Source organism: Clostridium frigoris (genome assembly GCF_018861865.1).
Classification (GTDB): domain Bacteria; phylum Bacillota; class Clostridia; order Clostridiales; family Clostridiaceae; genus Clostridium_AD; species Clostridium_AD frigoris.
The window spans coordinates 169,654-196,450 of the sequence record NZ_JAHLDV010000001.1; the positions used below are offsets into that span (position 1 = coordinate 169,654).

Sequence of the window (26,797 nt, forward strand, 5' to 3'; positions counted from 1 at the left end):
TAGATTCTAAATTGATACTAAAAATATTAAAGACTCCAAACACTATTTTTATTAACATAGTTTGGAGTCTTTAGAATCATTCTTATAAAACACGGTCCTTCATATTATCGTACATGTCGCCTGCTATATTCATTACCATCTTACCTGTTTTTTTAGCCCTTCTTCTTGTGCTTCTATCCATATTAGGAATTAACATCATTCCCGCAGCTACACCAATTATTGCACCTGCTGTAATTGTTGATATAAATTTATTTTGCATAAATTACACACCCCTTCTTTATTTATTTATTCTTTATAGCATGTGCATTTTCTAATTGAATAATGTATTATTTTAAAACTAAATAATTTCATCTAATAGTAAAAACAAAAATTTACATTGGAATACTTATCCTATAGTATAAATTTTTTATGAATAAACATCTGAAAGTTCTACTTGTATATTTTCATCACGACTTCTCACATTACTACTATAGAGCATATTTTCATTAAGTACCTTATTTTTAGGAAGTCTTACTGTAAACTTGCTTCCCTTCCCAAATTCACTTTCAACATATATACTACCCCCATGTAATTCAACAATCGACTTAACTAAACTAAGGCCAATACCTGTACCCTCTGCATTTCTTGATAATGATTTATCCACCTGACTAAATCTGTCAAATATTATATCCAAATGTTCCTCTTCAATGCCAATACCATTATCTTTAACTGATATCTCAACAAATTTATTCTTATTCTTATTCTTAACACAGACAAATATTTCATCACCTTTATCTGAAAATTTTATAGCATTTGATATTAGATTTAAGACTATTCTTTCTATTTTTTCTGTATCACAAGCAATAATATTTTCCTCACAGTCCGTGTCAAAAACAATGTTTAAGCCCTTGCTGTCAGTCAGATTAGTTAAAGACACTACAATTTCTTCAACAATTTCAACTATATTATTATTAGACAAGTTCAATTTATAAAATCCAGCTTCTATTTTTGATAAATCAACTATATTATTAATAATTTTAGACAATCTATAAGAATTCTGTTTAATGGATTCTATATATTTAATAATGGAATCCTTTTTATCATCAAGCGAACCGCTAGTACAATACAAGTTAAATAACTGAGCCGTTGCAAATATAACATTAAGCGGGGTCTTAAGTTCATGTGATACATTAACAAGGAATTCTCCTTGCATTTTTAAAGCTTTTTTCATAACCATATTTGACTTAATTTCAGGAGTAACATCTATTAGTAGAATTACTATTTCACGAATTTCACTATTCACTTCAAATATAGGCTCAAATACAACATTAAAGTATACTTCATTTCCATTTAAGATTAAACTTCTTTTATTTAAATACTTTATTTTTTTGTCCTTTAAAACTTCAGAAATACACTTGTAATATTCACTTGATTTAAATTTCCCAAACAAATCTTCAATTTTATTACCCTTTATCTGAGTAATTGATTTAATTTTGGGCTTAAGCGATTCAACGATACTAAGTCCTTTTTTATTAATATCCACAATTTTAAAATCTGGACACGTTAATCTAACAACAGGTAAATCAAACGTGTTCACCATGTTGTTCAAGAATTCATAACGGCTTCTTGTAATTTCTTCGTGTTTAAAATAGTCTGTCATATCCCTACTGCAAAGAACTCCTAAACTAAATTTACCATTGCTATCATAAATAGGTGTACCATTAATATCTACTTGTAATGTTTTGTTCGGGGACTTAACTATAACTCTCATATTTTTAAATTCTTCGCCCCTCATAACTCTATTCGCTGGAATATTTTCACTATCAAGTTGCTTTCCATAAGTATCATAAAACTCTGATGTATCATAACCCTCACTTATATTGTCCATGCTATTGTAAGACGCATGGAACAATTCTCTTGATGTTTTATTTACTAATATATATTTCCCTTTATCATCAAAAATAGCAATAGAATCGGCTATATTTTCTATGATAGCCTCTAATTCCTTTTTCTGTTCCTCTATTTTTCTTGATTGATTTATTGTTTCTGTAATATCGTGAAAACAAGACACTATTATAGTTAAATCACCCTTTGCATTATAAATAGGAGTTGAACTAATTTCTGCATAATATTCTTTATTAGGGTGGCGTACAAAAATCCTAACATTTTTTGATTTTTCACCTCTTAATGCTCTAACTGATGGAAAGTCTTTAAATGCTAACTGCTTTCCAAATATATCGAACACTTCAATGTTCTTAAAAGCATCAGCTATATTAATTCCTATATCTGATTTATAAATAACCCTCCTTGCTTCCGAATTCACCATTATAAAATCGCCCTTATTATTAGCAAACATTACCCCTTCAGATAGATTTTCAATAATGCTAAGTAGTTGAGTATTTTGCTCCTCAAGCTTCTGATTTCGCTTCTTAAGCTCCTTGTTTTCATCGCTAATAATCTTGTACCGCTTCTCAATGCTTAAATTCTCCAATATATCACCTCAATATTTCTATATTACTTTACATTAATCATTTTTAATAGATAAGTAATAAAATTTGTTTTTTCATCACTACTTAGGTTCAAAAGTAAGCTATTTATGTCTTCGTGATTAATTTTATACTCTTGAACAATTTCACTAAATAAATATGTCCTACTTTGCTCCTTATTTTGTTTTTTATTTGGTTCTATTTTAATATTAGAATCCTTAATGTCATTCGGGTCTTTAATAATTATATTTGCTTCTCCCTTTGATGCTATTGAATAAATTTGATCCCTTACCGCCTTGCTAGCAACATTTATAGTTTTACTTGCTAGCCACTTTTCCACAACCTTATCTGATTTTATTGCGAGTCTCTCCTTACATTTCTCGTCAACAAGTTCATTAAACAAATCCCCCGTATGACTATCTACTTTGACAAATATAACCTCTATTCCACTCTTCATAAATTCTTGCATTTTGTTGTAATACTGCTTTGATGATTCCTCTTTCCTATCCCAGAACCCCGTAGCATGATAACAAATCCCTATATAATCATGAAATATTACTACTTTCTTTTCTCCTAGGCTTTGCGCATACTGACATCCTTTTACCGCACCTTCTAGTTCCCCTGCAATTTGTCTTATGTTTTTATTAGGATCACTATTTCCTTTGCCACTCTCTATATGAAGAACCACATCATCACGAACTGCTACCATTCCATAAGAATACTCCATAGTTTGTGAATTATAACTTCCATCCACATAAATATGAAGGATATCCTTTGGATAATTATTATCTATTTTATCTAAAATAATAGGTGCGCCATTTAAAAACTTTTCAGCTTCAATTCTATATTCGAAGCTCTTATATTTAGCACCTTTTACTCCTTTTACATATTTTAAGCACTCTGCCCAAGTGCCAACTATTATATTTTCTATTTTTTCATTAGTGTTAGAATTAAACCCTTCTTTTATAGCATAAACTTTTTTACCCATTCTTTATGTTCTCCTTTTTTAAAGCTTCTTTATAATTTAAGCCTCTAGGTATTATCTGATACCCCTTTAATTCTATCATAAATAAAGAATACAATAAATGATAAAATTAACAATTCTCTTTTTACAATATTTACATTTCCATAATCTATTAGGTTCGATGGACAAGACCTTAGAATAATATTATAATAACTCTTACAAGTCGATATTGCATAAGCGCAATTCGACATATTCAACATGTCTCTTAAACTAAAACATAAGATATATTGGTATAAAAAATTTTTTACTTATAAGAAAGGATGGTGAATGATGCGGGTTAATCAAATACTCTAAAGTAGATTGATTTTCTCGCTTCGATCATATGAATAAAATTAAAAATAAGTATATTTTTCTTCCTATTATCACCGCAGTTTTATCACTAGTATTCCTGATTTTTATAAGTAATACCTTTAAAGTATCTTCAAATAAACTATATACAGATTTTCTTAAAGATGCCTCCTTAAATACTATTTCCACAGTATATGTAACAACCTCTCCTAAGATCCAGGTTAAACTTAAGGATGGAACTATTTATGAAACTGATAATCCAAGAACTAACAATTTTAAAGAGGGCTTACTAAAAAATGGTATAAACGTTTCTGAGCAAGCTTTAACTAGTCCAGGAGAAATAGCTTCAATAGCTGGTTTTGTAATTTCTCTTATAGTACTTGGACTTATGAGTTTTAAGACTACGAAAAGAAAAACAAAAGGCATGTTCTCGGCTACAAACCTTGATGTTACTGCAGTTAACGATATTGGATTTAACTTTGATAATGTAGCTGGTAATGAAGAAGCTAAAGATAGTGTACAAGATGTAGTTGATTTTCTTAAAAACCCTAAAAAATATTCTGCTTACGGCGCTAGAATGCCAAAAGGAGTAATTTTGTATGGAGATCCAGGGACAGGTAAAACACTTCTTGCAAAAGCAGTAGCTGGAGAGGCAAATGTACCTTTCTATGCAGTTTCCGGTTCTGATTTTGTTCAGATATATGTAGGGGTTGGAGCTGGAAGGATCAGAAACTTATTTAAAAAAGCAAGAAGTCATGGAAGAGCAGTTATCTTTATTGATGAGATTGATGCTATTGGAAAGAAAAGAGATAGTGGAACTGGTGGAGGATCGGACGAAAAAGATCAGACACTTAACGCTCTACTAACGGAAATGTCCGGTTTTAATGAGACAGAGGGCATAATTATAATTGCAGCAACTAATCGACTTGACATGTTAGATGAAGCACTACTTCGTCCTGGTCGTTTTGATAGACATATAGAAGTAACTCTTCCGGATGTTTCTGCAAGAGAAAAGATTTTAAAACTTCATCTTAAAAACAAACCCATTAAGGATATAGACTACTCTGAATGGGCACACAAGACTTCATATTTTTCAGGTGCAAAACTAGAAAATCTAGCTAATGAAGCTGCGATTATTGCTTGTAAAGACAATTCAACCTTTATTGAAAATATTCACTTAGATAAAGCTTATTCAATAATGCTAGCTGGTTATGAAAAAGTTGATAGGGATTATATTAAAGATGATGACAGAAAAATCACTGCCTTTCATGAAGCGGGACATGCTTTAATTTCACTTAAGATGTTACCAAAAGACAAAGTATCTAAAGTAACAATAATTCCAACTACCAAAGGTGCAGGAGGTTATACCTTAAGTATTCCAGAAGATAAACTATACCAAAACAAAGATTATATAAAGAAAAAAATAATGGTACTCCTGGGTGGTAGAGCCGCTGAAGAGATTATTTTTGGTATAGATCATGTAACCACTGGTGCATATAGCGACCTACAAAGAAGTACTGAGCTTATAACAAACATGATAACAGAATACGGAATGGGTGAGTCTTTAGGATTACTTACTATGGACAAATTAAAAGAATCAGGTTTTACAAATCAAGATGAAGTATTCTCGGAATGTAAAAATTTAATTTCCCAGTTATATGATGAAGTTATAACCATATTAACAAACGAAAAAGAATCTTTAAAAAATATTACAAGTTTATTAATTAAAAAAGAAACAATAAATCATGAAGATTTAATAAGTATTATTAGTGATACTACTAAAATAGAAGATACCTCTAAAACCGAAAAAGCTCTTAATATAACAACATAAATTATTATTTAAGGCACATTCAAATACAACGCAAGCAAATGATGCCTGTTGTTAATTTGAATGTGCCTTATAACTGTTGTGTTACTACTCTCGGAAATTCCCAATATAGAATGCCTATGGCACTTTAAAACCATATTAGTAGCCCACTTGTATAGAAATAGACATTATAACTTATGTGAAAGAATAAAAAAACCGAAAAACCACTGGTATGAATTTCTCCGGAATTTGTACCAAATAAGAAAGTTGAGGAACATTGAAATCCCTTTTAAAATTCTTCTTTTGCCAATATAAAGTTGTCGTGAGCCTGACTAAAAGGAAGGCTAGCGAGCCGGCGCATGCCGAATGAGAGCGATAGAGAATTTTATATTTGCAAAAGTTTAGAATTTCTTAATGGAATTTCACGTTCTAAACTTCTTATTTGGTGCTATGCAGGAGAAAATCATATTGTTACTCTTTAATTTTAAAATTCACAAGAAATGCTACAAGCATTCCCCCAATAAGTCCACCCATATGAGCAAAATTATCAATACCCGGCATTGTAACTCCTATAAATATATTTATAAATATAACAGATAAAATACTTTTTATAAAACCACTACCAGTCTTTCCTTTAGATGTAATTGCAAAAACAAGTACCGCCCCGAGTAATCCAAAGATTGCACCGGAGGCACCAATTGAAATACTTGTTGAAAATATATAACTAAATATAGATGCACCTATTCCAGAAATGAAATAAATAGCAAGATACTTTGTCTTTCCGTAAACACTCTCAACCATAGGACCTATAGCATAAAGCGAATACATATTGACCGCTACATGTACAATCCCACCATGTAAAAACATACAAGTAACAAGCCTATAATACTGACCTTGATTTATTAATTCATTAACCTTTGCACCAAGTAAAACTAAAACATTGGTATCACTATTTAAAACGCTACCACTTGATATATAACTCAAATATGCTGTAACAACATACATTAAAATATTTATAGCTATAATTATTATGGTAATCCAAGGTTTATCTTTTACATTTGTCTTCTCAGATCTACTACGTAAATTATTATTGTTCATAATTGAAACTAAATCATTCACTACCTCTAATTTTACATTTTGAGAATAATTTACTTTTTTCTCTGATACATTAACCCTTATTAATGGTTTTTGTAATAAATTATTAGCAGATAGTACTTTATCAGATTCATCGCTATTCAATTCACCCTCAGATAATAATATATATATATTGTTTTTATCTGCTGGGATATCATACTCTATTAATTGATTTAAGCTTGTAGGAGTCATAAATATTATTCGGTAATCTAAACCATTTATACTCTTGCTCACCGTCCATAGCTCTGAATTATTATTTTTACTTGTTATATCTTCTAATAAATACCCCTGCTGCGAAGTCATCCCATTTATAATGGTTTTTATATTTTTTTCTAACATATTATTCTCCTAATCCAATAGCTATTTTTACATTATTGATTCTACAATAACATTATGATGCTTAAGCAAATCTATTTCGTAAAATTTAATAGGCAGCCGTGTTTCACTCTCATATAGTACCCTTAGTATAGGCCTATCCGGAAAATTTTTATTTTGCTTAATTACATATCCTTCAACACCATTTGATAGTTTTAAACAAACTCCTAATGGAAACACTGAAAATGTTTTTTTGAAATCTTTTACTACTTCCTCATCAAATGCATTTCCAGCACCCGCGAGTATTAGCTCATAAGCATCACTAGGATTAAATTTTTTTCTATAACATCTATCGTTACTTACAGAATCATAAACATCACAAATACCAATTATCTTTGCAAATTTAGAAATTTGATTTTTAGCAAGTCCATACGGATAACCCTTACCGTCAACTCTCTCATGATGATGTTCCACTGCTTTTAAAATCCTATTCGTCATGCTAAAATTCTTCATCAAAATTTCTTTCCCATATATAGGATGATTTTTTACTTCATCAAACTCTTCCTTTGTTAATTTACCAGGTTTCAATAAAATCTTTTTGTTTATTTTAGTCTTCCCAATATCGTGAAGAATTGCACCAATGCTTAACTCTTTCAGTTCACTTTGCGTAAGATTCATTGAAATACCAAGAAAAACCGCCATAATTCCAGTATCTATAGAGTGAAGATAGGTATAGTTATCAAATGTTTGAATATCATACAAACTTTTATTAACATCACCCATCTCAATAATATAATTAACCAAATCTTCCACAACCGATAAAGAGCTTTTAGTTCCTTTTGCATCTCCCTCAGTTACATTTTTCATTATTTTAGACATATTTTTCATAGTTAATTCTTTTAAATCACATAATCTCTCATCTTCTATTGATATATCATCTAGCCTTGAGTCTTCTACATAAATATAGAAAACTCCGAGCTCTCTAAGTTTAGAAATATATTCCTTTGTTAAAGGAACTCCAGCTCTTAGTAGTATACTTCCATCATTAGTTACTATATTTTTACCTAGTATTTCATTTACCTCTACCCTATTAATAAACTCAAGTCTCATGTCCACCTCTAAATTATTCTATTTATATTCTTCTTCTTTACCTTTGATTTTTATAAAAACTTCTTTAAGTTCTTGCTTTATTATCTCGCATACTTCAATTAATGCTTCACCAACTACCATATGGTCAGTAGAATATTTGAACTTAACTAACCATGTTGGGTTATACTCATCATCGATAGGCTCAATAATATATCCTTTAGAACTAAATACATCTTCATTAAAATAATCATAAATTGCTGAAAATTGCCATTCTTCCACATCCTCATGTGTATCAAACGTTAAATTAATTAAGTCTCCAAAGTAGTTTAATTTTGTTACAAACTCTGCGCCCTGAGATGTTTCATAACTTCCAATCTCACGAACAAATTTATTAGTTTCTTTATCTACTTCCATTAATACCAATGAAGAAAATTGCATAAAATTCACCCTCTCTTATTTTTTGCATTTTTTGCAGTCCTTACAAATACCTTTTAAATAAACATGACTTTCTGTAAGTGTAATTCCTGTTTTAGCCTTTATTTGCTCTTCTATTTGAGGTATTGGACAATCTATAACCATCTTCTTATGACATAAATCACACTCAATTATATGTTTGTGTGAATTATTATTTATAACATAGTTATACATATTGTTTCCTAAATCAAACTTATTAACAATTTTTTTACTCTCTAGCAAATCTAATGTTCTATATACCGTTGATAAATCTATTTTAATATCTTCTTTTTTAAGTAAATCATATATTAAATTTGCGTTTATAGCATCAGAGCTTTGGAGTATAATTTCAAGTATGCTTTTTCTTGCTTTAGTAACCCTAATATTATTATCTTTTAAATATGAAAGTACATTCATCTACATCACCTTACTACATTATTTTATTTCTTTTAATACTGCTAATAAGTAATTCCACATTCTTTCTGTTGATGATATACTTAGGTGTTCCTTGGATGTGTGCACATCATACATATTAGGTCCAAAAGATATTTGATCAATATTACCACCAAACTTTTTACTAAATAATCCACACTCGAGTCCTGCATGTATAGCTGCTATTTCAGGCTTTTTGCCAAATAAATCATTATATACATTTTCAAATACTGTTTTTATCTTAGAGCTAGGATCATATTGCCACTCTGGATAATCAGATTCAAATTCAATAGTCGCTCCTACCATTTCTGCAAGCACTATAGTTTCATCACATATTAATTTCTTTAAAGATGCTACTGAGCTTCTTATTGCAGAATCAAACACTATATAATTATCATCTGTTGTAAGTACTCCTATATTTGTTGAACTTTGTACTAACCCTTTTATATCCTGGCTCATGTTTTTAACTCCATTTGGAATTAAGAAAAGTACTTGAAGTGCTTTTGTAGCAGTATCCTCTGAAAATATTTTACGTGAATTATTTTCTAATATTTCGATAGATAAATTAACATCTGGATCAACAGTATTTAATTCATTCTTAAATATAGAATTCCATAAAGCTAATTTCTCTTTAACTATTTTTTGGTCATCTTGTCTAAATAATATAATAGCATCAGCACTTCTTGGAATTGCGTTATTTTTAGCTCCTCCACTTATAGAATTTATTTTAAAATCTATAGCTGATTTTAAATCTATTAAAAAACGTCCCATGATTTTATTAGCGTTACCTCTTTCTTTATCTATTTCCATTCCAGAGTGGCCGCCTTTTAAATCTCTTAGTTTTATAAGACAAGTTACAAAACCGCCCTCTGATTCTTCCCAAATTATAGGAAGTTTTATTTTTTCTCTTACTCCGCCAGCGCAACTTACTAAAAGTTTTCCTTCTTCTTCTGAATCTATATTAATAAGTACTCTTCCTTCTAAATCCTTAGGGTCTAACGCTTCTGCTCCAACCATACCTACCTCTTCACCAGTTGTTACTAATAACTCAATTGGCGGATGAGGGATATCTGTTGAATCAAGTACCGCAAGACTCATTGCTACTGCAATACCATCATCAGCTCCAAGTGTAGTACCATTTGCGTGTAAATTGTCACCCTCTACAATAAACTCGATAGGATCCTTTAAGAAGTCATGTTTTGAATGAAGCTCTTTTTCACAGACCATATCCATATGACCTTGAATTATTATCTTTGGCGCATTTTCATATCCTGCGGTTCCTGGTTTCTTAATTATTATATTTAATGAAGCATCCTGAGTAACTTTCAAATTATGTTCTTTTGCAAAGTTTACTAGAAAGTCACTTACACCCTTTTCATTTCCAGACCCTCTTGGAACCTGGTTCATCTCTTTAAAATATTTAAATGCTTTAAATGAATTTAGATCTTTTAATTTTTCTAACATATTTATCATCCTTTCTTAAAAAAACATCATTTTCAGTCCAAAAAACACTAAGATTATTCCTCCAATGTAGTCTGCATATTTCCCTACAATATCTATTTTTTTTAGATATTTAGAAACTACAAAGGCTATTATTACCATTGCAAAAGTTACGGCTCCAATGATCAATGTATCTTCTAATAATATAACCTTTGTTATATTATTTAATACTGTAAATCCTACCACCATAGCATCTATACTAACAGAGATTCCTAAAATAAAATACATCTTAGGTTTAAGTAATGGACACTTACCTTGATTCGTAATTCCTTCTTTAATCATAACAACTCCAACTAACGCTATAATTATACCGCCAATAATACTTGGCATTGAAGCTACATATGTATTAAAAAGGAACCCCGCATAAGCTCCAATATACGATAATAAAAATTGAAATAAAGCAAACGAAATTGTAAACCCTACCTTGTTTGAAAATTTAGTTTGATTGTTTAAGCCTATACATAAAGCTACTCCAAAAGCATCTAAAGATAGAGCTAAAGCAATCATAAATAATGGGTACATAGACAGCTTCCCCACCCCCTTAATTAATGATTCAATATACTTTAATTTAACTATTTAATAACATTATAATCTTACTAATTAATGTGTATAACTTTCCATATACCATTATCAATTATTGAGCCTTTATTGTCAACTAACATTTAACATTATAAAAAATATTATGGTGTAAATATATCGACAAAAGAGATAATTTAACTGATTATTGCTTGTATATATTTACTTTTATAGACTATAATATAAAGGTATTTAAACTAGGAGGTGTTGTAATGCTATCAATATATAGCAATGGAGAAAATAAACAACTTACAAAGCTAGAAAATATAGAACCTGGTTGTTGGATTAATATGATAGATCCATCAGAAGAGGAGTTAATATTTGTTTCAAAAAACACAAATGCACCTATGGATTTTTTGATGGCCGCTTTGGATGAAGAAGAAACCTCCCGTATTGACATAGAAGATTGTACTTTAATTATATTAGATATTCCCTTTACTGATATAGACGATAATTCCTTAACCTATGATACATACCCTATAGCTGTGATCCAAACAGACAAAGTAATAATTACGGTCTGCTTAAAAAACAGTAAAGTATTATCAGATTTTGGTGATGGAAAAATCAGTTCCTTCTATACCTATAAACGTCAAAGATTTATGCTTCAAGTCCTATATAGAATTGCAAGATACTATTTAATATACCTAAGACAGATTGATAAAAAAAGTTATATAGTTGAAAAACAACTACATAAAACCTTAAGAAATAAAGAACTTATTCAATTATTGGCTCTTAAAAAATCACTTGTATATTTTTCTACTTCCTTAAAAGGAAATGAAATCACCTTGGAAAAAATGCTTAAACTAGATATTCTTCAAAAATATGAAGAAGATAAAGACGTACTCGAAGATGTTATTATTGAAAACAAACAGGCTATAGAAATGTGTTCTACTTATACTGATATTTTAAAAAGCACCATGGATGCCTACTCTTCTGTTATTTCAAATAAACTAAATGTCGTAATGAAATTAATTGCTGCCATTACAATAGTTATGGCTATACCAACTTTGGTTTCAGGACTTTTTGGTATGAATGTAGGTGGAATACCCTACGGTAACGCTGGTATGGGTTTTTGGTATGTGTTTGCAATTATCGTTTTTTTAGTAATTTTTTCTATATTTTTCTTGAACAAGAAAGATATGTTTTAAATATTGAAACTAAATTCGTTCCCCGCTCGTATTATATATGAGTGGGGAACTTTTATTTAGGTTCACATTATTTATGCAACATATTTTCTGTGTAAAAAACGACCCAGAAGATGATTTAATGATAGGAGGACTATACTTATGAGAAGAAGAAAAATTTTATATGCTGCGCTAATTATAGCTGCACCGCTATTTATAGCTAATCTGTCTAACATAACGCTAACAAAAGCTTACGGAGCTACTACCGCAATGCCAGGAGGCACTGTAGTTATTGGAGCAAAGGCTTTTTCACTTGATTACGCTAATGATACTAAAAACGAAAGCGAAATTATGACCGCAATAGTAACTGGTGGTAATGTATATGTTAAAAGTTATGATAATTCATGGGTTAATAATGCCACATACACAAGTATAAATGCTAACATACTTCCTAGTGTAACTTATAAAAACTCAACTGGTATAATAAGTAGTTATGCAGCTGGAGATACCTCATCAGATACACCAACTGTTACAGATCCACTAGAAATAATTAACATAGAATAAATTTAACAAATTGTAGTTTGGAAAAGCGAGTAACGTTTCACAAAATAGGTACCCCTTAAATTTGTTATATAGAGAAGAGGAGAGACAGTTTCAAAAACTATCTCTCCTCTTCTCTATGTAATTATTCTTTATTTAACTTCTTCTCCCTTTTTTAGTTCTAAATCTACTGAATATGCTACTTTATCTGATTTCAAAAGTTTAACTGCCACTTTATCATTTTCTTTTCTGATTGGAAAAGCTGTAGTAGCTGTACCTATTACTGTTTTTTGATTTATAGCTTTGCCGTTATAATAAATCTGGTATTTTGTAACATCCTTATATTGTTTCTTTCCTGCATCTGATAGAGTAACATTTACTACACATCCAAAAGAAGCTTTTCTTACAGTTGCCGTAATTGGTGCTGATGCATCTACTTTACTCTCCTTACTTTTCACATAAAATATACCTGCAATTGCTAGTATAATTACTATAATCGCAACTATACTTATTGTCTTTTTATTAATTTTATTTCCCATTATTATCATTCACTCCTATTATTATATTATTGTTTGTTTTGTTATCTCGCACTTAATTTTATATTTAATTCCTTAATAACCTTCTTATTGCTCCCTAAAAGCTTTACTACCACCTCAGTTCCAGCCTTTTGAACTGGGAAAATTGTAGTTTTATTTTTTATTATACTCTCAACCTTTGATATAGCCGTATTACCCTTGAAATATTGATAATACTTATAACTATTACTAACTTCACTTTTAGCTATTATAATTTCGGCAATAGAGCCAAAATTTGCAGCTTTAACATAAACTGTAACCACATCTTTACTACTTATAACTTCTGATTCTTTAGGCACTGACTCTTTAGCCTTTTGAGCCTTAGCAGCTTCATCCTTTTTTTGCTGAACTGTTAGTGCCTTTTCATTACTCGTGGTATTTGCATCGTCTACACTTGCTTCATTTTTCCCGGGTACTTCCACGCTAATTGAAGATTTTCCATTTGACTTTTTTACAGGATTTTTATTTAGCTGTCCTGTATCTTTTGCACTTTTATTTTTAATAATAGCAGCATCTTTATCAATTTTTGATTTATGAAGTAAAACTACAAAAGATAATATCATTAATATAATTACAAGCAATAAAATTATTATATTGCGTTTTTTTTTGCTCACTTTCATTTCTTATCCTCCTTGCTAGGTTCTGAAATATACTTTACAGTTATTTATATCAGCATCCTTCTTAACAATATACTCCTGTGTTATAGTAAAATCATAAATTTTTGCCTTGTGCGGATTTACATTTACATTTTCAATATCAAACACTCCACTAGCTACTATTTCTCCATCCTCATCCTTAATTATTATTGGTAATGTTTCTAATTTTACAATAGTATCACACCCATTACGAATCAGAAAAACTATAGAAATAGAATTATCTAAACATCTTAGAGTTTTAAACACTTCAATATTAACATCTCCAGCTTTTATTAAAGGTAACTTATTTAAGAATTTTGTAAAAGTACCCTCTAACTCCTGATGAACTTCACCTGGAAATCCTTCAAATTGAACCTTTACCGTATTTACTGTACTAACAGCTTTTCCAAACTGTATTTTCCAATCATCACTGGAAATAACATCAACAAGCATATTTATTTTATCAAAGTAAACCTTATATGGTCTTGCACAGAAAGGCTTTAATATACCAAACTCCTTCATATCCACAGTCTGCCTTGCAATTATATCACCGTTATTATTTACAATAAGTAATGGTACTTTATGAAAATTAATCTGTTTAGATGATCCATTTCTTATATAAACGCTAACTTCAATTTTATCTTCCATATCAAAGGTGTATATACCATTAATAGATACTTGTCCATCTTCAAGTGGTGGTAATTCATTTAACTCTTCTATTATAAATTCTTTTTGAAAATCTGACATAACTCCTTTGTCATATTCATTAAGATCAAGTTCTATCTTTACCGCCTCTTTTTCTAATACATTATTGCTTCTCATTAAATTATCATTACTTGTCATCCAAAATTCCTCCTAATAGGTTCTGCTCTTATTCTTTATACATATCCACTTTAAATTACGTTGAATCTAACAAATAGTTGCACTTCATTTTCAAATAGCATACTAAATTGTAGTCTTATTTCTTCCTGTGTTTTTGCTTTTAAATAAATTATTATCCGCAATTTGTATTACATCTTGAATATCACGTGCTTCATCAGTGTTAACAGCTACCCCTATACTTATAGTAAATTTAATTTTAACCTCATCTGACACCACAACAAAACTTTCTATTAATTTTCTAATCGCATCCGCTTTAATAAAAGATAATGTTTTTGAAGACACTCCATGTAAATATACTACAAATTCTTCCCCACCATATCTACATACTATATCATCCTTGCGTGTACTGGTAAGTAGAAGCTTTCCAAATGTCTTTAATACCACATCTCCAGCATCATGACCATATTTGTCATTTATAAGCTTAAATTCGTCTATGTCAAACATTAAAATACAATAATTTTTTTCATAAATACGTCTGGCTTTTATAAGTTCATAAAAAGATCTCCTATTACAACAGCCAGTTAGTAAATCTGTATTTGCTTGTAATAACATTTTTTCATTTAGCGACCTATTGTCTAGTATAAGTAATACTTGAGCGCAAATAAGCTTTAGAAATTGTTTTGTATACCCCGGAGTAGTACTACCATTAGCCGTTCGTACTTCTATAGCACCAATAATTTCACTGTTTTTAGTTATATACTCAAGTATACTATTTTCTACTACACTTAAAGTATCTAATTCACAACCTATTTTATAATTACTTGAAGCCATTACTATTAGCTTTCTGTTTACAGTTATCGCTATTGTACAATAAGAAACGCCTAGTACGCCTACTATCATGTCACTTAATATTTCATACAAATCTTTTGATAACTGAAAGTCATTTAAATATTTGTACATATCAAGTATGGAGTTTAACATCGCTACTTGTTTTTCATAATCATTAATTATACTAATATACTTAATTGTCTGTGCCTCCATCAATTCTTGGTATTTATTATATTCTATATTAATATCTATATTTTCCACTCTCAACACCTCATAAAAATAATTTAACCTTGTATATCAATAATTATTTACAAAAATATTCCCACCTCTACCTTATTATAGTTAATCTAAGTAGTATTATAGACCTTATTTTTCTATAATTGTTGCTCCTATTAAATTAATTATAAAATTAAAGCAGAAAAATTCCATCTTATGGAATTTTTCCTGCTTTATTATTTATGAAAATTTTATCGTTGGTATATTTAAATCAATTTTAAGGGTTTATTCAATATTGGTGCTAAATAGCTAATATATATCAACTATGTTTCCATCTTGTCCTATATTTACTTTAATAAAACCACCAGTATAATATTTATCAAGTTTTGTTTTATCAAAATACTTGCTAAAACCATAGGCTTTGCCGTTTATTGTTATACTACTTGCATTGATTTTATTTGGTCCAAAAGATGTAATATCACCAAATGCACTGTCATCACTAGAATAAATATAACGGTTTTTGTTCCAAATATCTGATACAAAATAAACTACATCATTATAATTTACACTATTTATATTCTGTGTGTACATTTCATTACTATAAACAAATGAATATTCACTGTCTTCCATTTCCTTTAAAAATGTCGAATCACCACTTCTATAAACTTTAGGTATACTAAAGACTGGATCAATTATAACAGCATATTCATATCCAGTATTGGCACTGTTTTTAGATAACATTATTGAAGAATAAAGATTGATGTCATTAACTGCAATATTATAATTAACCTTTTCTCCATTATGGTAATAAACAGTAGCCTTAGGTAAATTCATACTACTAGTTACATCTTTATCATTTTCCCATTTCATGTCTGTTCCTGTTTTCTCAGTAACAGCATAATTTACTGTAGTATTTTCTTTTTCATCAACCTTTGTAACTACAGTATCGTCAACATATAATTTATACTTTGCACCGACCTCAGGAGAAGTTATCCCACTAAGACATGTTAAAGTACCTTTATCAGTAAGAATCTCATTGTCTGATAAATCATCATCTGTAGCAGATGTCCCAAGTATTATATATTCAGATAACTTTCCAGTCCTGTTTTCTATATCTTTTATATCCACTACCTTATCATCTTTATCTAGTATTATCTGTACTAAATCTCCCTCTTTAAAAAATTCAAGTTTAGAAATATCCATATCATCACTATAACTATAATTTGCTTTATCTATTTGAATATCATATAAACTATTTGAATCAGCAGGAATATCTGTAATATAGCCATCAACATAATTTGAAGCTACAAGTATATATCTATTGTTACCATTTAAATCTGTAATACTGTAAACTACATCCGTATCTTTTATATCACTTTTTAAAATAACCTGACCATTTTCTATAATCTTTGTATTATCATCAAACACTATATTTCCTAGTGTATCTGAATTCTTATCAATATTTGATGCAAGCTCCGGATCACTATATATTGGATCTGTTATAACAGCATAACTTTCATCTACATTACTATCATTATCAAATGTTATAGTTGAATTAGCTTTTAAAAGACCACTTACACTATCATAATTTTCTTTTACACCATGGTAATAATAAGTATTGCTAGATGGAAGTGTCATACTTTTTGCCACTCCACTTTGCTCATAGTTAACAACATTACCTACTATAGTGTCTACAGTAATACTAACTGTAGAGCTTACTATGCCATAAATCTTTGTAACTTGTCCGTCTTCTATTTTGACTCTATACTTTGGTCCAACCTGAATCTTTTTCTTATTACTAGCTGAAATTGTCATAATACCCTTATCTGTAAGAACTTCATTATCCGCTAAATTATCATAAGACTCTGAATTATCTTCTATAATACAATCGGTATATAAATTACTCGCCTGTGAAAAATTTTCTTTAATAGCACTACTGCTTTTCACCTGAGTAGCAAGAAGCCTATCAAACATTACAGCTGCTTGACTCATAGAAACCGTCTCCGTAGTTCTTAACCCCATCTTATCAGTCAAATCTAAATCCGCCGCTTTTTTTATATAATTAATAGGGAAACTTCCTGTTAAATCAGCTTTAGAATAACCTAAAAGGAGTACCATATTAACACAAATATCTTGATAAGTTATACTCTTTGACGGATGAAAATAGCCATCATTTGTGCCATATAAAAGTCCTGCTCCAACAACAGCATTAACATACCCACTTAAAACACTATTCTTAACTACATCCGGAAATATAGTTTTCCCGCGAAGACTAGCTGCACTATCCCCTAACCCATCAGCTATAGCCATAGCTTTAACCAATTCAGCATTCGTCATTTTTTTATTAACATTAGTAACCGAACTATCTATAATACCAAGCTGCTTCATCCTTGTAACAGAAGTTTTATAATCTAAAGTACTCGCAAAAGTTAAAGCAGGAACCATAACATTTATTAACATTGAAAATATTAATACAATACCCAATAACGGTTTTTTAATTTTCATTTTTACACCATCCTTTTTATTTATTATTTTTTAGTATCTTTAAGTAAACTAAGTTTAGAATTACTCAGCAAAGCGAATTGCATTTGTAGTAATATACATTTATTTAATGATATTAACTTTCTGCCCTTCATTTAAGAAGCTTTGCCCTTCAGTTATTACAGATTCTCCAAGCTTTATACCACTTACAATTTCGGTTTGCGTAGTATTTGCTATTCCCACAACTACTTGTTTCTTTTTTAATCTATTAGCCACAATTACATATACATATTGAACACTATTTTCTGTAAATATTGCTCCATTTGGTACAACTGGAATATCTTTTTTTATCACATCTGGAAACTCAGCTCTTACTATCATTCCTGGTTTTAATTTGTTATCACCATTCACTATTTTAAGTTTTACTGTATACAATTGTGTTTTGGCATCCGCAGAAGGACTTATAGTGTCTACTATTCCTTGTATAGCCTTATTATTCATAGATGATATTTGTACATGTATTTTCTGATTTACTTTTACCTTTATAACATCCTTATCTGTCATATCTACTTCAGCTCGGAGACTACTTGCATCAATTATGGTAAATGCACTAACTGCACTTGATACCAACTCCCCCACTTCAACATTTCGCTCAGATATAACTCCATTTATAGGTGATGTAATAGAAGCATTATCTATTTGTATTTGTGCTAAATCAAGCGATGCGTTGGCCTGCTGAACTTGGCCTTGCGCTGCTGCATCCGTTTGTGGTCCTGTTTTTGATTTTAGGAGTGATAAAGAATCACTTGCTGCGTTTTCTTGGAGCTTCGCACTATCCATCTTTGATTTTGCAGCATCAAGTTCGCTTTTGGCAGAGTCTCCTATATTATATTGCTGATGAATTGTATTATAATTATTTTTCGTATCATTATATGTTGTTTTTGCGATAGCTAATGTTGAATTTGCAGATATTAACTGCTGCTCGTAACCCGAACCACTAGTTTTATCAAGATTTGCATTAGCAGTGGTAAGAGCCGCTTTTGCTACATTATATTGCGCAGTAAGTTCCAATTTATCAAGAGTAAATAAAACATCTCCCTTTTTTACTACTTCACCAACATCAACACTTACATTATCAACTTTTCCAGCTATTTTAGATGTAACCACAGTTTGACTAGAGGTTACTAACTTACTTCCATATTTTGAAGTTGTTGTTATTGAAGCTACACTAACTGGAGTCGCCTTAACATTTTTTGAAATATCCTTCGAAAGGACACTTACCTCTTTATTTCCACACCCAACTCCAATTAAAGTTATACTAAGGGTTAGACTTATTAATAAAATTCCTTTAATGCCTTTAAGTTTCATCATAATGTAATCTCCTTATCTATTTTACTAGATCTTTTTTTCTTTTTGTCAAAGAACCCTTTCATATCATCAATTAGAGTGTATACCACTGGAATTATTATTGGTGAAATAAGTGTAGATGCAATCATTCCTCCAATTATTGCAACGGACATTCCTACCCTATACTCACTACCTTCAGCAGTAGCAAGTGCTGAAGGTAGCATTCCCACTATCATAGTTATTGTAGTCATTACGATAGGTCTTAGCCTTGTTGATCCAGACTCTACCAATGCTTCTCTTAGAGGCATCCCTGTTTTCATAAGAGTTAGCGTATAATCTATTAATAATGTTCCATTCTTAGCGCAAAGACCATCCAGCATTATTAATCCAATCATTGAAATAATATTTAAACTGTTTCCTGTAATAGCAAGTGCTATAAATGCGCCAATTAATGCACAAGGTAGTGATAACATTCTTAAAGCTGGTGTTAAGAATGATTCATATAAAACAACCAATATCATATATACAAGTACAATGGATGCAATTACAGCTTGAATAAGTGATTTAAATGAATCTGCCATGCTCTTTTGATCCCCACCATAACTTAGCTCGTATCCATCTGGAATTGTAATTTTACTTATTTTTTCTTTAATTTCAGTAGTAATATCACCAAGGGATCTTCCCTGATTATTAGCATATATGGTAACCATTTCGTCACGGTTCTTTCTTAATATCTGTTGTGGAGTATCTGACATATAAACCTTTGCTAACTGATCAATTGGAATCTGCTCACCAGCCTGATTAGCTACTTTTATTGTGGATATATCCGATTTTGTAACAATTTGACCTTTATCAAGTTTTACGATAACATCATACTCTTCATTATTTTGCCTAAATGCTCCACCAGACACTCCTTGCTCCGTAGTGGCTTTAAGAGCACTTGCTATATCGCTTGGCTTAATTCCATATTGCTCTGCAGCAATTTTGTCGATTTTAACAGCTATTTGACTCTCATTTGCTTGGGTACTGTTACTTATATCTGTAGTTCCAGAGACCGATTGTACTGAGCTTTGAACCTCACTCCCTAATTGTTTTAAAACATCTAAATTAGGTCCAGTTACACTTATTGCTATAGGCTTGCTACTACCCGAAGCACTAGCTTCCCCTATAGATATATCAACTCCAGTAAGAGTTTTACTCCATTCACGTGTCTCAGCCGCAATCTGATCTTGACTTTTTTCTCTTTGTTTTTTAGGGTATAAGTTAACATTAATTTGCGCCGAAGCCTCTTTACCATTAATACCAACAATAGTAAAGTAATTGTCAACTTCTTTTATACCTTTTAAATGAGCTTCTACCTCTTTAACCTTTATATCTGTAAGTTTAACGTCACTACTTGGTGATAATGACAAATTAATTATGAAATTACTTTGATCTGTTTTAGGCGTAAGTTCAGTAGTAATTAATTTAAGTGGAATTAGTAAAACACTAATTATCATTAATAACATTACCACGGCTACCGTCTGCCATCTATGCTCTAGAGAAAACAGGAGGAACTTTTTATAAAAATCATTAAATTTTTCAAATAGCCCTTTTCTCTTTGGCTTCATATTCTTATTATCGTAATCATTATTCTTTTCCTTTAGTAATTTTGAGGCAAGCATCGGCGTAACTGTAAATGAAACAATTAAGGAAAATAAAGCAGCAAAAACTACTGTAAGTCCAAACTGTTTAAAAAATTGCCCGATCATACCTGACATAAATGCTATTGGTCCAAATACAACTATGTCGCATAAAGTTATGGAAATAGCCGCCATGGCAATTTCTTCTCGTCCATCTATAACCGATCTAAAAACTGTTTTTCCCATGGCCACGTGCCTTTGAATATTTTCAAGAACTACTATAGAGTCATCTACAAGAATACCTATGGATAAGGATAACGCAAGTAGTGACAGCATATTAAGAGTAAAGTGGAAAACATACATCATAAAAAATGTTGCAATAAGAGATGTTGGTATAGCAACAAGTATTATTAAAGAAGCTTTTATGCTTCTAAGGAAAAGAAACATTACTAAAATTGTTGAAATTATACCCTCAATAAGACCAAATTTGACTTCTTTAAGTGAGGAATTTATAAAACTTGATGAATCAGATGTTATCGCAACGTTTATTCCAGTTGGAAGAGTTTCTTTCAAAACATCTAGCTGCTTTTGTACAGCTTTAGCAGTTACAACTATATTTGCATCACTTTGTTTTTGAACAAATATACCTATAGAATTTTTTCCATTTAATCTTACAAGTTCAGTTGCCTCTGGATACTCTAGTTTTACATCTGCAATTTCACTAAGTTTTATAGATCCCCCCTTCGACATTGGAATTTGAAGATTTTCTACATCTTTTATGTTTTCAAATTGGCCAAGTACTTTTATTGTTTCTTTAGAATTTTCTTGTTTAAATTGACCTGCTGGTATATTTAAATTATCGCTTTGAAGTTTAGAAGTTATGGTATTAACAGCTATGCCATACTGATCTAAAAGCGTTTTATTTACTTTAATAATTAATTGTTTTTTAATAGCACCCTCGAGAGATACATTACCCACACCCTCAGTTTTCTCGAGTGACTTTTGTATTTTATCTGCACTGTCATACAATTTACTGTAAGGAAGTGAACTTGAAACAGAAAGCATCATTATAGGCATTGCATTAACATCTAGCTTTTTTATTACAGGTTTTGTTGCATCTGTAGGAAGTTTATTTGATATATCGCCAAGTGCCTGTTGAACATCTAAAAATGCAGTGTTCATATCATTTCCCATTTTAAATATAATGGTAGTATAACCATATCCTTCAGAAGACCCTGAACTTATAGTATCAATACCGCTTATACCTGAAATTGCATCCTCTACTGGTTTAACTACATCAGTCTCTATTTCCGCTGTACCAGCACCTGGGTATGTAGTTGTTATTGTTATTACAGGAACATCAATTGCAGGTAATAAATCTGCACCGAGACTTGAATATCCCATTACCCCAAGGCCAACCGTGAGCAAAACTACCATAAGAACGGCAAGTGGCTTTTTCACGCAAAGCTCTGTAATTTTCATTCGTAAATCCCCCTCTAAACTAAAATCAAAATTTTTTATCCCTTTGTTTTTCCATAGTTATTATAGCATATAATGTAAAATTTGTTTATATATAATAAATAAGGAAACCTTTATAAGGTTTCCTCTAGCATTTACTATTTCATCCCTTAATGAATAGCTCCGAGTATTGTTCTATTTTTTCCAATCCATCCTATACCTATAGTATTAACTCCTTTTGAATAATATGAAATAGGATTATTCTCATCATCATAACCTGTTTTAAACTTTTTCCACCCATAAGAAGTTAATAATTTAGAGTAAGCTGTATACTCAGTCTCACTTATATTATAAAAATACTCAACATAATTATCATCGCTACTAAGTACATAAGTATTATAATCAAGTCCTACAGGTTGTGGTACATCAGCTAATAATGGCAGAAATTCAGATGTGATACCTAATTCACTATTAATTTTAGCAAGCGTCTTTTCATTACTAGTCGCTAAAAATGGTTTAACTTCATTAATAGGTATTACAAATCCTATATTACCTGATGTATCGAATCCTGAATAAGTTATTCCAATTACATTACCTAGCATGTCAAATAATGCTCCACCACTTGACCCATAAGTAATACTTGCAGTAGTTTGGATATCATTTCCTCTATCATTTTTCCTATTATTTCCACTTATAATTCCAGTACTTAAAGTATTAGCATAACCTTGTGGACTTCCTATAGCGCAAGCAGCATCTCCTACCTCTACCGTATCACTATTTCCTAAATTAACAGTGCTTAGATTAGTTGCATTTGATAATTGAAGCACTGCTATATCTTGTGTTTCATTATAATTCAAAACACTTTTAACCTCATATTTAGTTCCATTTTGAAGTATTACACTTACATATGACGCACCTTTAATAACATGAAAATTAGTTGCTATAACTCCATTAGACTTTACTATAAATCCACTACCACTAGCAGTTACATCATGATTTTTATCACTTACTTCAATATAAACAACTGCATCTGCGTATTTATTTATAATTTGTTTAGCAGTTAATTCACCAGTTACCGCTACTTGCGTAGTATCAGATAAATTTTTATCTTGCGCAGCATAATTAATCACTTTATTATTACTCTTATAAGCTACAGCTGGTATAATACTTGCATTTACAGTTTTCCCTGTAAGATTATCTATCCACACTCCCTCAAAATTTTTAACATAAATTGACCCACCAGAAACAATGTCATTATTAATTTCAGCGAAGTTTGCTACATCATTAGCATACTCTAAACTTATAGCCTGATTTCCTATCACAACTGTGCCACTTGACATCGCAGCAAAAGTTGTAATATATGTTGATCCCGCTATAATTATTGTTGCAAGAAGTGACCTTAAAATTTTTTTATTCATACTATCTGCCTCCATCATCTATTTTAAATTTCTTTATTTGTAATCAATAAGAAGTCAATCACCATTTTAGGGGGATTATCTCCTGTTTTTTTTATCATCTTTATCTAATATTAACTAATGTTTCATTAATTAGAACATTTTACTAATATTGATAATTATACAATAAAAAAATGTGTAAAAGCAAACATTATTTGTGTTTTTCATGATATACATTTAAATCTAAAAGTGATAGTATATATTGATGATTAAATAATCATCATAAAATTATATATAAGGTTGTGAATGTTTATGAAAAATGTTTTTAAAAATTATAAAAAACATATAAAAAACGTATTTATACGGTGTTTTGCTCATATAAATACGTTTTTTATAGTTTGTAATAAACACATAAAAAAGATTTTGAAGAGTTGCGCTATGTATATTAAAAAAGTTTTGATAAGTTATAAAATAAGTCCTAAAAAGGTTCATAAAATTTATAAAAGAGATATTAAGAATATATTAAGAAACCGTGCAACACTAGCCATGATAATAGGCCTAATTTTAATTCCCGCACTTTATGCATGGATTAATATTAAGGCGGGATGGGATCCATATTTAAATACTAAAGGAATTTCAGTTGCAATTGTTAATTTAGATAAGGGCTCAGAATTAAGAAATATTAAGGTTAATATAGGAGATAATGTTGTAAAAAGTTTAAAAACTAATCAATCTATTGGTTGGACTTTTGTAAGTAAAGCCGATGCTGAAAATGGTATAAAATATGGTAAATACTATGCCAGCTTAACTGTCCCTAAAGATTTTTCAAAGGATCTTCTTTCTGTGGTAACTAGCGACACTCCAACGAAATCAAAACTAATTTACACTGTTAATGAAAAAAGAAATGCTATAGCTCCAAAACTCACGGGGAAAGGTGCAACTGCTCTGCAAGCAGAAATCACAAAAACCTTCATTGAAACATCTAGCGGAACAGTTTTTTCTTTTCTTAATCAAATTGGAGTTGAGGTAGAAGATAATAAACCACAACTAAAAAGGCTTGCCGATATGCTAATTAGTCTAGATGATAAGATGCCTAAAATAAAAAAATCTATGGATAATGTATATGATGAATCTGTAGTACTTCAAAAATATTTGTTAAATGTCCAAAAGGATATTCCTACTGTAAATAAAGGAATCGCAAATGCTTTAACCATTACTAAGACAAGTAATGGATATATAACTAAGTCAAAGGATTCACTAAAATCTTTATCTCCTATTATTCAAGAAGACCTCTCCATTATAAAGGATATAACAGATACTGCTGGATCGTCTTTAACTAAAGTTCAAGACATAATCCCATCAAATACTGCTGTTATTAAAGATGGTTTAGTTACAACTAGGGATAAATATAGTGATGGATTACAGACTATTGACAATGTTATAAGTTTAAATAAATCACTGGATAATTTTTTAGACAATACTGGTCTTGATACTTTAATTGATAATCTTTTAAAAGTTAGAGATGATATGGCAAACCAGCAAAACGATGTTAATTCTATGATTAATACCGTGGACCGTGGTGATCAGGTCCTAACTAGTGATTTAAATGATGCAGTGCAAGCTGCTAATAAGACTTCTAATTCAACAGCTAATATAATGGATGATTTTAAAACTACAATTGATCCCAAAGTTGATAATGTTATGAAAAGCACAAATAAGTTATCAAGTAATTCGGTTAACACGCTCCAAAATATACAAAATAATATGCCCTTGATTAGTTCATCACTTAGTAAAAGTACTAGTCAACTTGACCAAGGCATAAAAAGTTTAAATACAGCAAGAAATAATTTTCCAAAGGCTGCTCAATATCTGCATTCAAATACAGAAAAATTAAAAGGCCTTACTAATGACAAAAAACTTAATGAAGTTATCAAGATGTTGAAAAAAGATGGTGCAAAGGAAAGTGACTTTTTAGCAAGCCCCATAGCCTTAACCCAAAATAGAATCTATGCAATACCTAACTACGGTTCAGCTATGTCGCCCTTTTATACTACACTTGCTCTTTGGGTAGGTGCACTTCTAATGCATTCATTGTTATCAGTAGAGGTTAAAAACTTTAAGGATGGCATACCTGTAAGTACAAGAGAAAAATATTTGGGAAGGTATTTTACCTTTTTAACTATTGCAATTATGCAAGCTTTAGTAACTATAGTTGGAAACTTACTCCTACTCAAAACTTATGCAGTATCGCCTATTATACTTACACTATTTGGAGTGTACGTGAGTATTGTATTTCTTACGATTATCTATTCATTCGTATGTGTACTTGGAAATATAGGCAAAGCTTTGATTGTTGTAGTAATGGTACTACAAATTTCTGCCTCAGGAGGAACATTTCCAGTAGAATTATTAGGTGATTTCTTTCAATTTATACACCCTATGCTTCCATTTACCTATGCTATAGGCGGAATGAGGGAAGCAGTAGCAGGAATTATACCAGAACTACTAATTAATCATGTATTAACCCTTGGGAAGTATTTAGTTGTTAGTTTCTTTCTTGGATTTATATTACAAGAAAGAATGAATAAAGTAACTTCTAAATTTATAGAAGAATTTGATAAAAGTGGTTTAGCTGAGTAGTAATAAAATATATACGTAAGGTTGTGGAGGTT

Annotated in this window: 21 protein-coding genes; 4 read left to right on the plus strand and 17 right to left on the minus strand. The window is 30.5% G+C overall.

Annotated elements, in window-relative coordinates; translation table 11 throughout:
* Positions 1-82: 82 nt before the first annotated feature.
* From KPL37_RS00735 to KPL37_RS00745, 3 genes are all read right to left on the minus strand, one after another.
* On the minus strand, positions 83-259 hold the full coding sequence (locus tag KPL37_RS00735; RefSeq protein ID WP_216145271.1) for a YtxH domain-containing protein: 177 nt from the start codon (positions 257-259) through the stop codon (positions 83-85).
* 147 nt (positions 260-406) lie between these two features.
* Complete coding sequence (locus KPL37_RS00740; RefSeq protein ID WP_216145272.1) at positions 407-2,470, minus strand: ATP-binding protein; 2,064 nt, start codon at positions 2,468-2,470, stop codon at positions 407-409.
* Positions 2,471-2,493: 23 nt separating this feature from the next.
* Positions 2,494-3,453 carry a ribonuclease H1 domain-containing protein gene (locus KPL37_RS00745; protein ID WP_216145273.1) on the minus strand — a complete coding sequence of 320 codons (960 nt, stop codon included), beginning with the start codon at positions 3,451-3,453 and terminating at the stop codon, positions 2,494-2,496.
* 358 nt (positions 3,454-3,811) lie between these two features.
* On the opposite strand from KPL37_RS00745, the gene KPL37_RS00750 reads away from it, so the two are divergent.
* Complete coding sequence (locus KPL37_RS00750) at positions 3,812-5,608, plus strand: ATP-dependent metallopeptidase FtsH/Yme1/Tma family protein (protein ID WP_216145274.1); 1,797 nt, start codon at positions 3,812-3,814, stop codon at positions 5,606-5,608.
* A 447-nt stretch (positions 5,609-6,055) separates the two neighbouring features.
* Here KPL37_RS00750 and KPL37_RS00755 read toward each other — a convergent pair whose 3' ends face one another.
* The 6 genes from KPL37_RS00755 to KPL37_RS00780 are packed head-to-tail and all read right to left on the minus strand — an operon-like array spanning position 6,056 to position 11,035.
* Positions 6,056-7,057 carry a rhomboid family intramembrane serine protease gene (locus KPL37_RS00755; protein ID WP_216145275.1) on the minus strand — a complete coding sequence of 334 codons (1,002 nt, stop codon included), beginning with the start codon at positions 7,055-7,057 and terminating at the stop codon, positions 6,056-6,058.
* A gap of 27 nt (positions 7,058-7,084) precedes the next feature.
* Positions 7,085-8,143, minus strand: coding sequence for an HD-GYP domain-containing protein (locus tag KPL37_RS00760; protein ID WP_216145276.1), 1,059 nt, complete (start codon positions 8,141-8,143; stop codon positions 7,085-7,087).
* Between the two features lie 18 nt (positions 8,144-8,161).
* Entirely contained in the window at positions 8,162-8,560 is a 399-nt protein-coding gene (locus KPL37_RS00765; RefSeq protein ID WP_216145277.1) for a DUF6762 family protein, read from the minus strand.
* Positions 8,561-8,575: 15 nt separating this feature from the next.
* Positions 8,576-8,992: a Fur family transcriptional regulator gene (locus tag KPL37_RS00770; RefSeq protein ID WP_216145278.1), complete on the minus strand. Its 417-nt coding sequence runs from the start codon at positions 8,990-8,992 to the stop codon at positions 8,576-8,578.
* Positions 8,993-9,010: 18 nt separating this feature from the next.
* Complete coding sequence (locus KPL37_RS00775) at positions 9,011-10,471, minus strand: aminoacyl-histidine dipeptidase (protein ID WP_216145279.1); 1,461 nt, start codon at positions 10,469-10,471, stop codon at positions 9,011-9,013.
* A gap of 15 nt (positions 10,472-10,486) precedes the next feature.
* The gene (locus KPL37_RS00780) at positions 10,487-11,035 is read right to left on the minus strand and encodes a manganese efflux pump MntP (protein WP_216145359.1); all 549 of its coding nucleotides are present in this window, start codon (positions 11,033-11,035) and stop codon (positions 10,487-10,489) included.
* A 260-nt stretch (positions 11,036-11,295) separates the two neighbouring features.
* Between KPL37_RS00780 and KPL37_RS00785 the strand changes: the two genes are divergently transcribed.
* Complete coding sequence (locus tag KPL37_RS00785; protein WP_216145280.1) at positions 11,296-12,231, plus strand: magnesium transporter CorA family protein; 936 nt, start codon at positions 11,296-11,298, stop codon at positions 12,229-12,231.
* A 138-nt stretch (positions 12,232-12,369) separates the two neighbouring features.
* Complete coding sequence (locus KPL37_RS00790) at positions 12,370-12,771, plus strand: hypothetical protein (protein ID WP_216145281.1); 402 nt, start codon at positions 12,370-12,372, stop codon at positions 12,769-12,771.
* Positions 12,772-12,899: 128 nt separating this feature from the next.
* Here KPL37_RS00790 and KPL37_RS00795 read toward each other — a convergent pair whose 3' ends face one another.
* From KPL37_RS00795 to KPL37_RS00830, 8 genes are all read right to left on the minus strand, one after another.
* Positions 12,900-13,286 carry a hypothetical protein gene (locus KPL37_RS00795; protein WP_216145282.1) on the minus strand — a complete coding sequence of 129 codons (387 nt, stop codon included), beginning with the start codon at positions 13,284-13,286 and terminating at the stop codon, positions 12,900-12,902.
* Positions 13,287-13,327: 41 nt separating this feature from the next.
* A complete protein-coding gene (locus KPL37_RS00800; RefSeq protein WP_216145284.1) occupies positions 13,328-13,942 on the minus strand; it encodes a hypothetical protein in 615 nt (204 codons plus the stop codon).
* Positions 13,943-13,957: 15 nt separating this feature from the next.
* Positions 13,958-14,800, minus strand: coding sequence for an SLAP domain-containing protein (locus tag KPL37_RS00805; protein ID WP_216145286.1), 843 nt, complete (start codon positions 14,798-14,800; stop codon positions 13,958-13,960).
* A gap of 102 nt (positions 14,801-14,902) precedes the next feature.
* Positions 14,903-15,868 (minus strand): GGDEF domain-containing protein, encoded by a 966-nt coding sequence (locus tag KPL37_RS20220; RefSeq protein WP_216145288.1) that lies wholly within the window; start codon positions 15,866-15,868, stop codon positions 14,903-14,905.
* 264 nt (positions 15,869-16,132) lie between these two features.
* Complete coding sequence (locus KPL37_RS00815; protein WP_216145290.1) at positions 16,133-18,328, minus strand: S-layer homology domain-containing protein; 2,196 nt, start codon at positions 18,326-18,328, stop codon at positions 16,133-16,135.
* 99 nt (positions 18,329-18,427) lie between these two features.
* Positions 18,428-19,675 (minus strand): efflux RND transporter periplasmic adaptor subunit, encoded by a 1,248-nt coding sequence (locus tag KPL37_RS00820; RefSeq protein WP_216145291.1) that lies wholly within the window; start codon positions 19,673-19,675, stop codon positions 18,428-18,430.
* Positions 19,672-22,755 carry an efflux RND transporter permease subunit gene (locus tag KPL37_RS00825; RefSeq protein WP_216145292.1) on the minus strand — a complete coding sequence of 1,028 codons (3,084 nt, stop codon included), beginning with the start codon at positions 22,753-22,755 and terminating at the stop codon, positions 19,672-19,674. The genes KPL37_RS00820 and KPL37_RS00825 overlap by 4 nt, the downstream gene beginning before the upstream one ends.
* A 146-nt stretch (positions 22,756-22,901) precedes the next feature.
* Positions 22,902-24,149 (minus strand): S1C family serine protease, encoded by a 1,248-nt coding sequence (locus KPL37_RS00830; RefSeq protein ID WP_216145293.1) that lies wholly within the window; start codon positions 24,147-24,149, stop codon positions 22,902-22,904.
* 414 nt (positions 24,150-24,563) lie between these two features.
* On the opposite strand from KPL37_RS00830, the gene KPL37_RS00835 reads away from it, so the two are divergent.
* A complete protein-coding gene (locus KPL37_RS00835; RefSeq protein WP_216145294.1) occupies positions 24,564-26,765 on the plus strand; it encodes a YhgE/Pip domain-containing protein in 2,202 nt (733 codons plus the stop codon).
* Positions 26,766-26,797 lie beyond the last annotated feature (32 nt).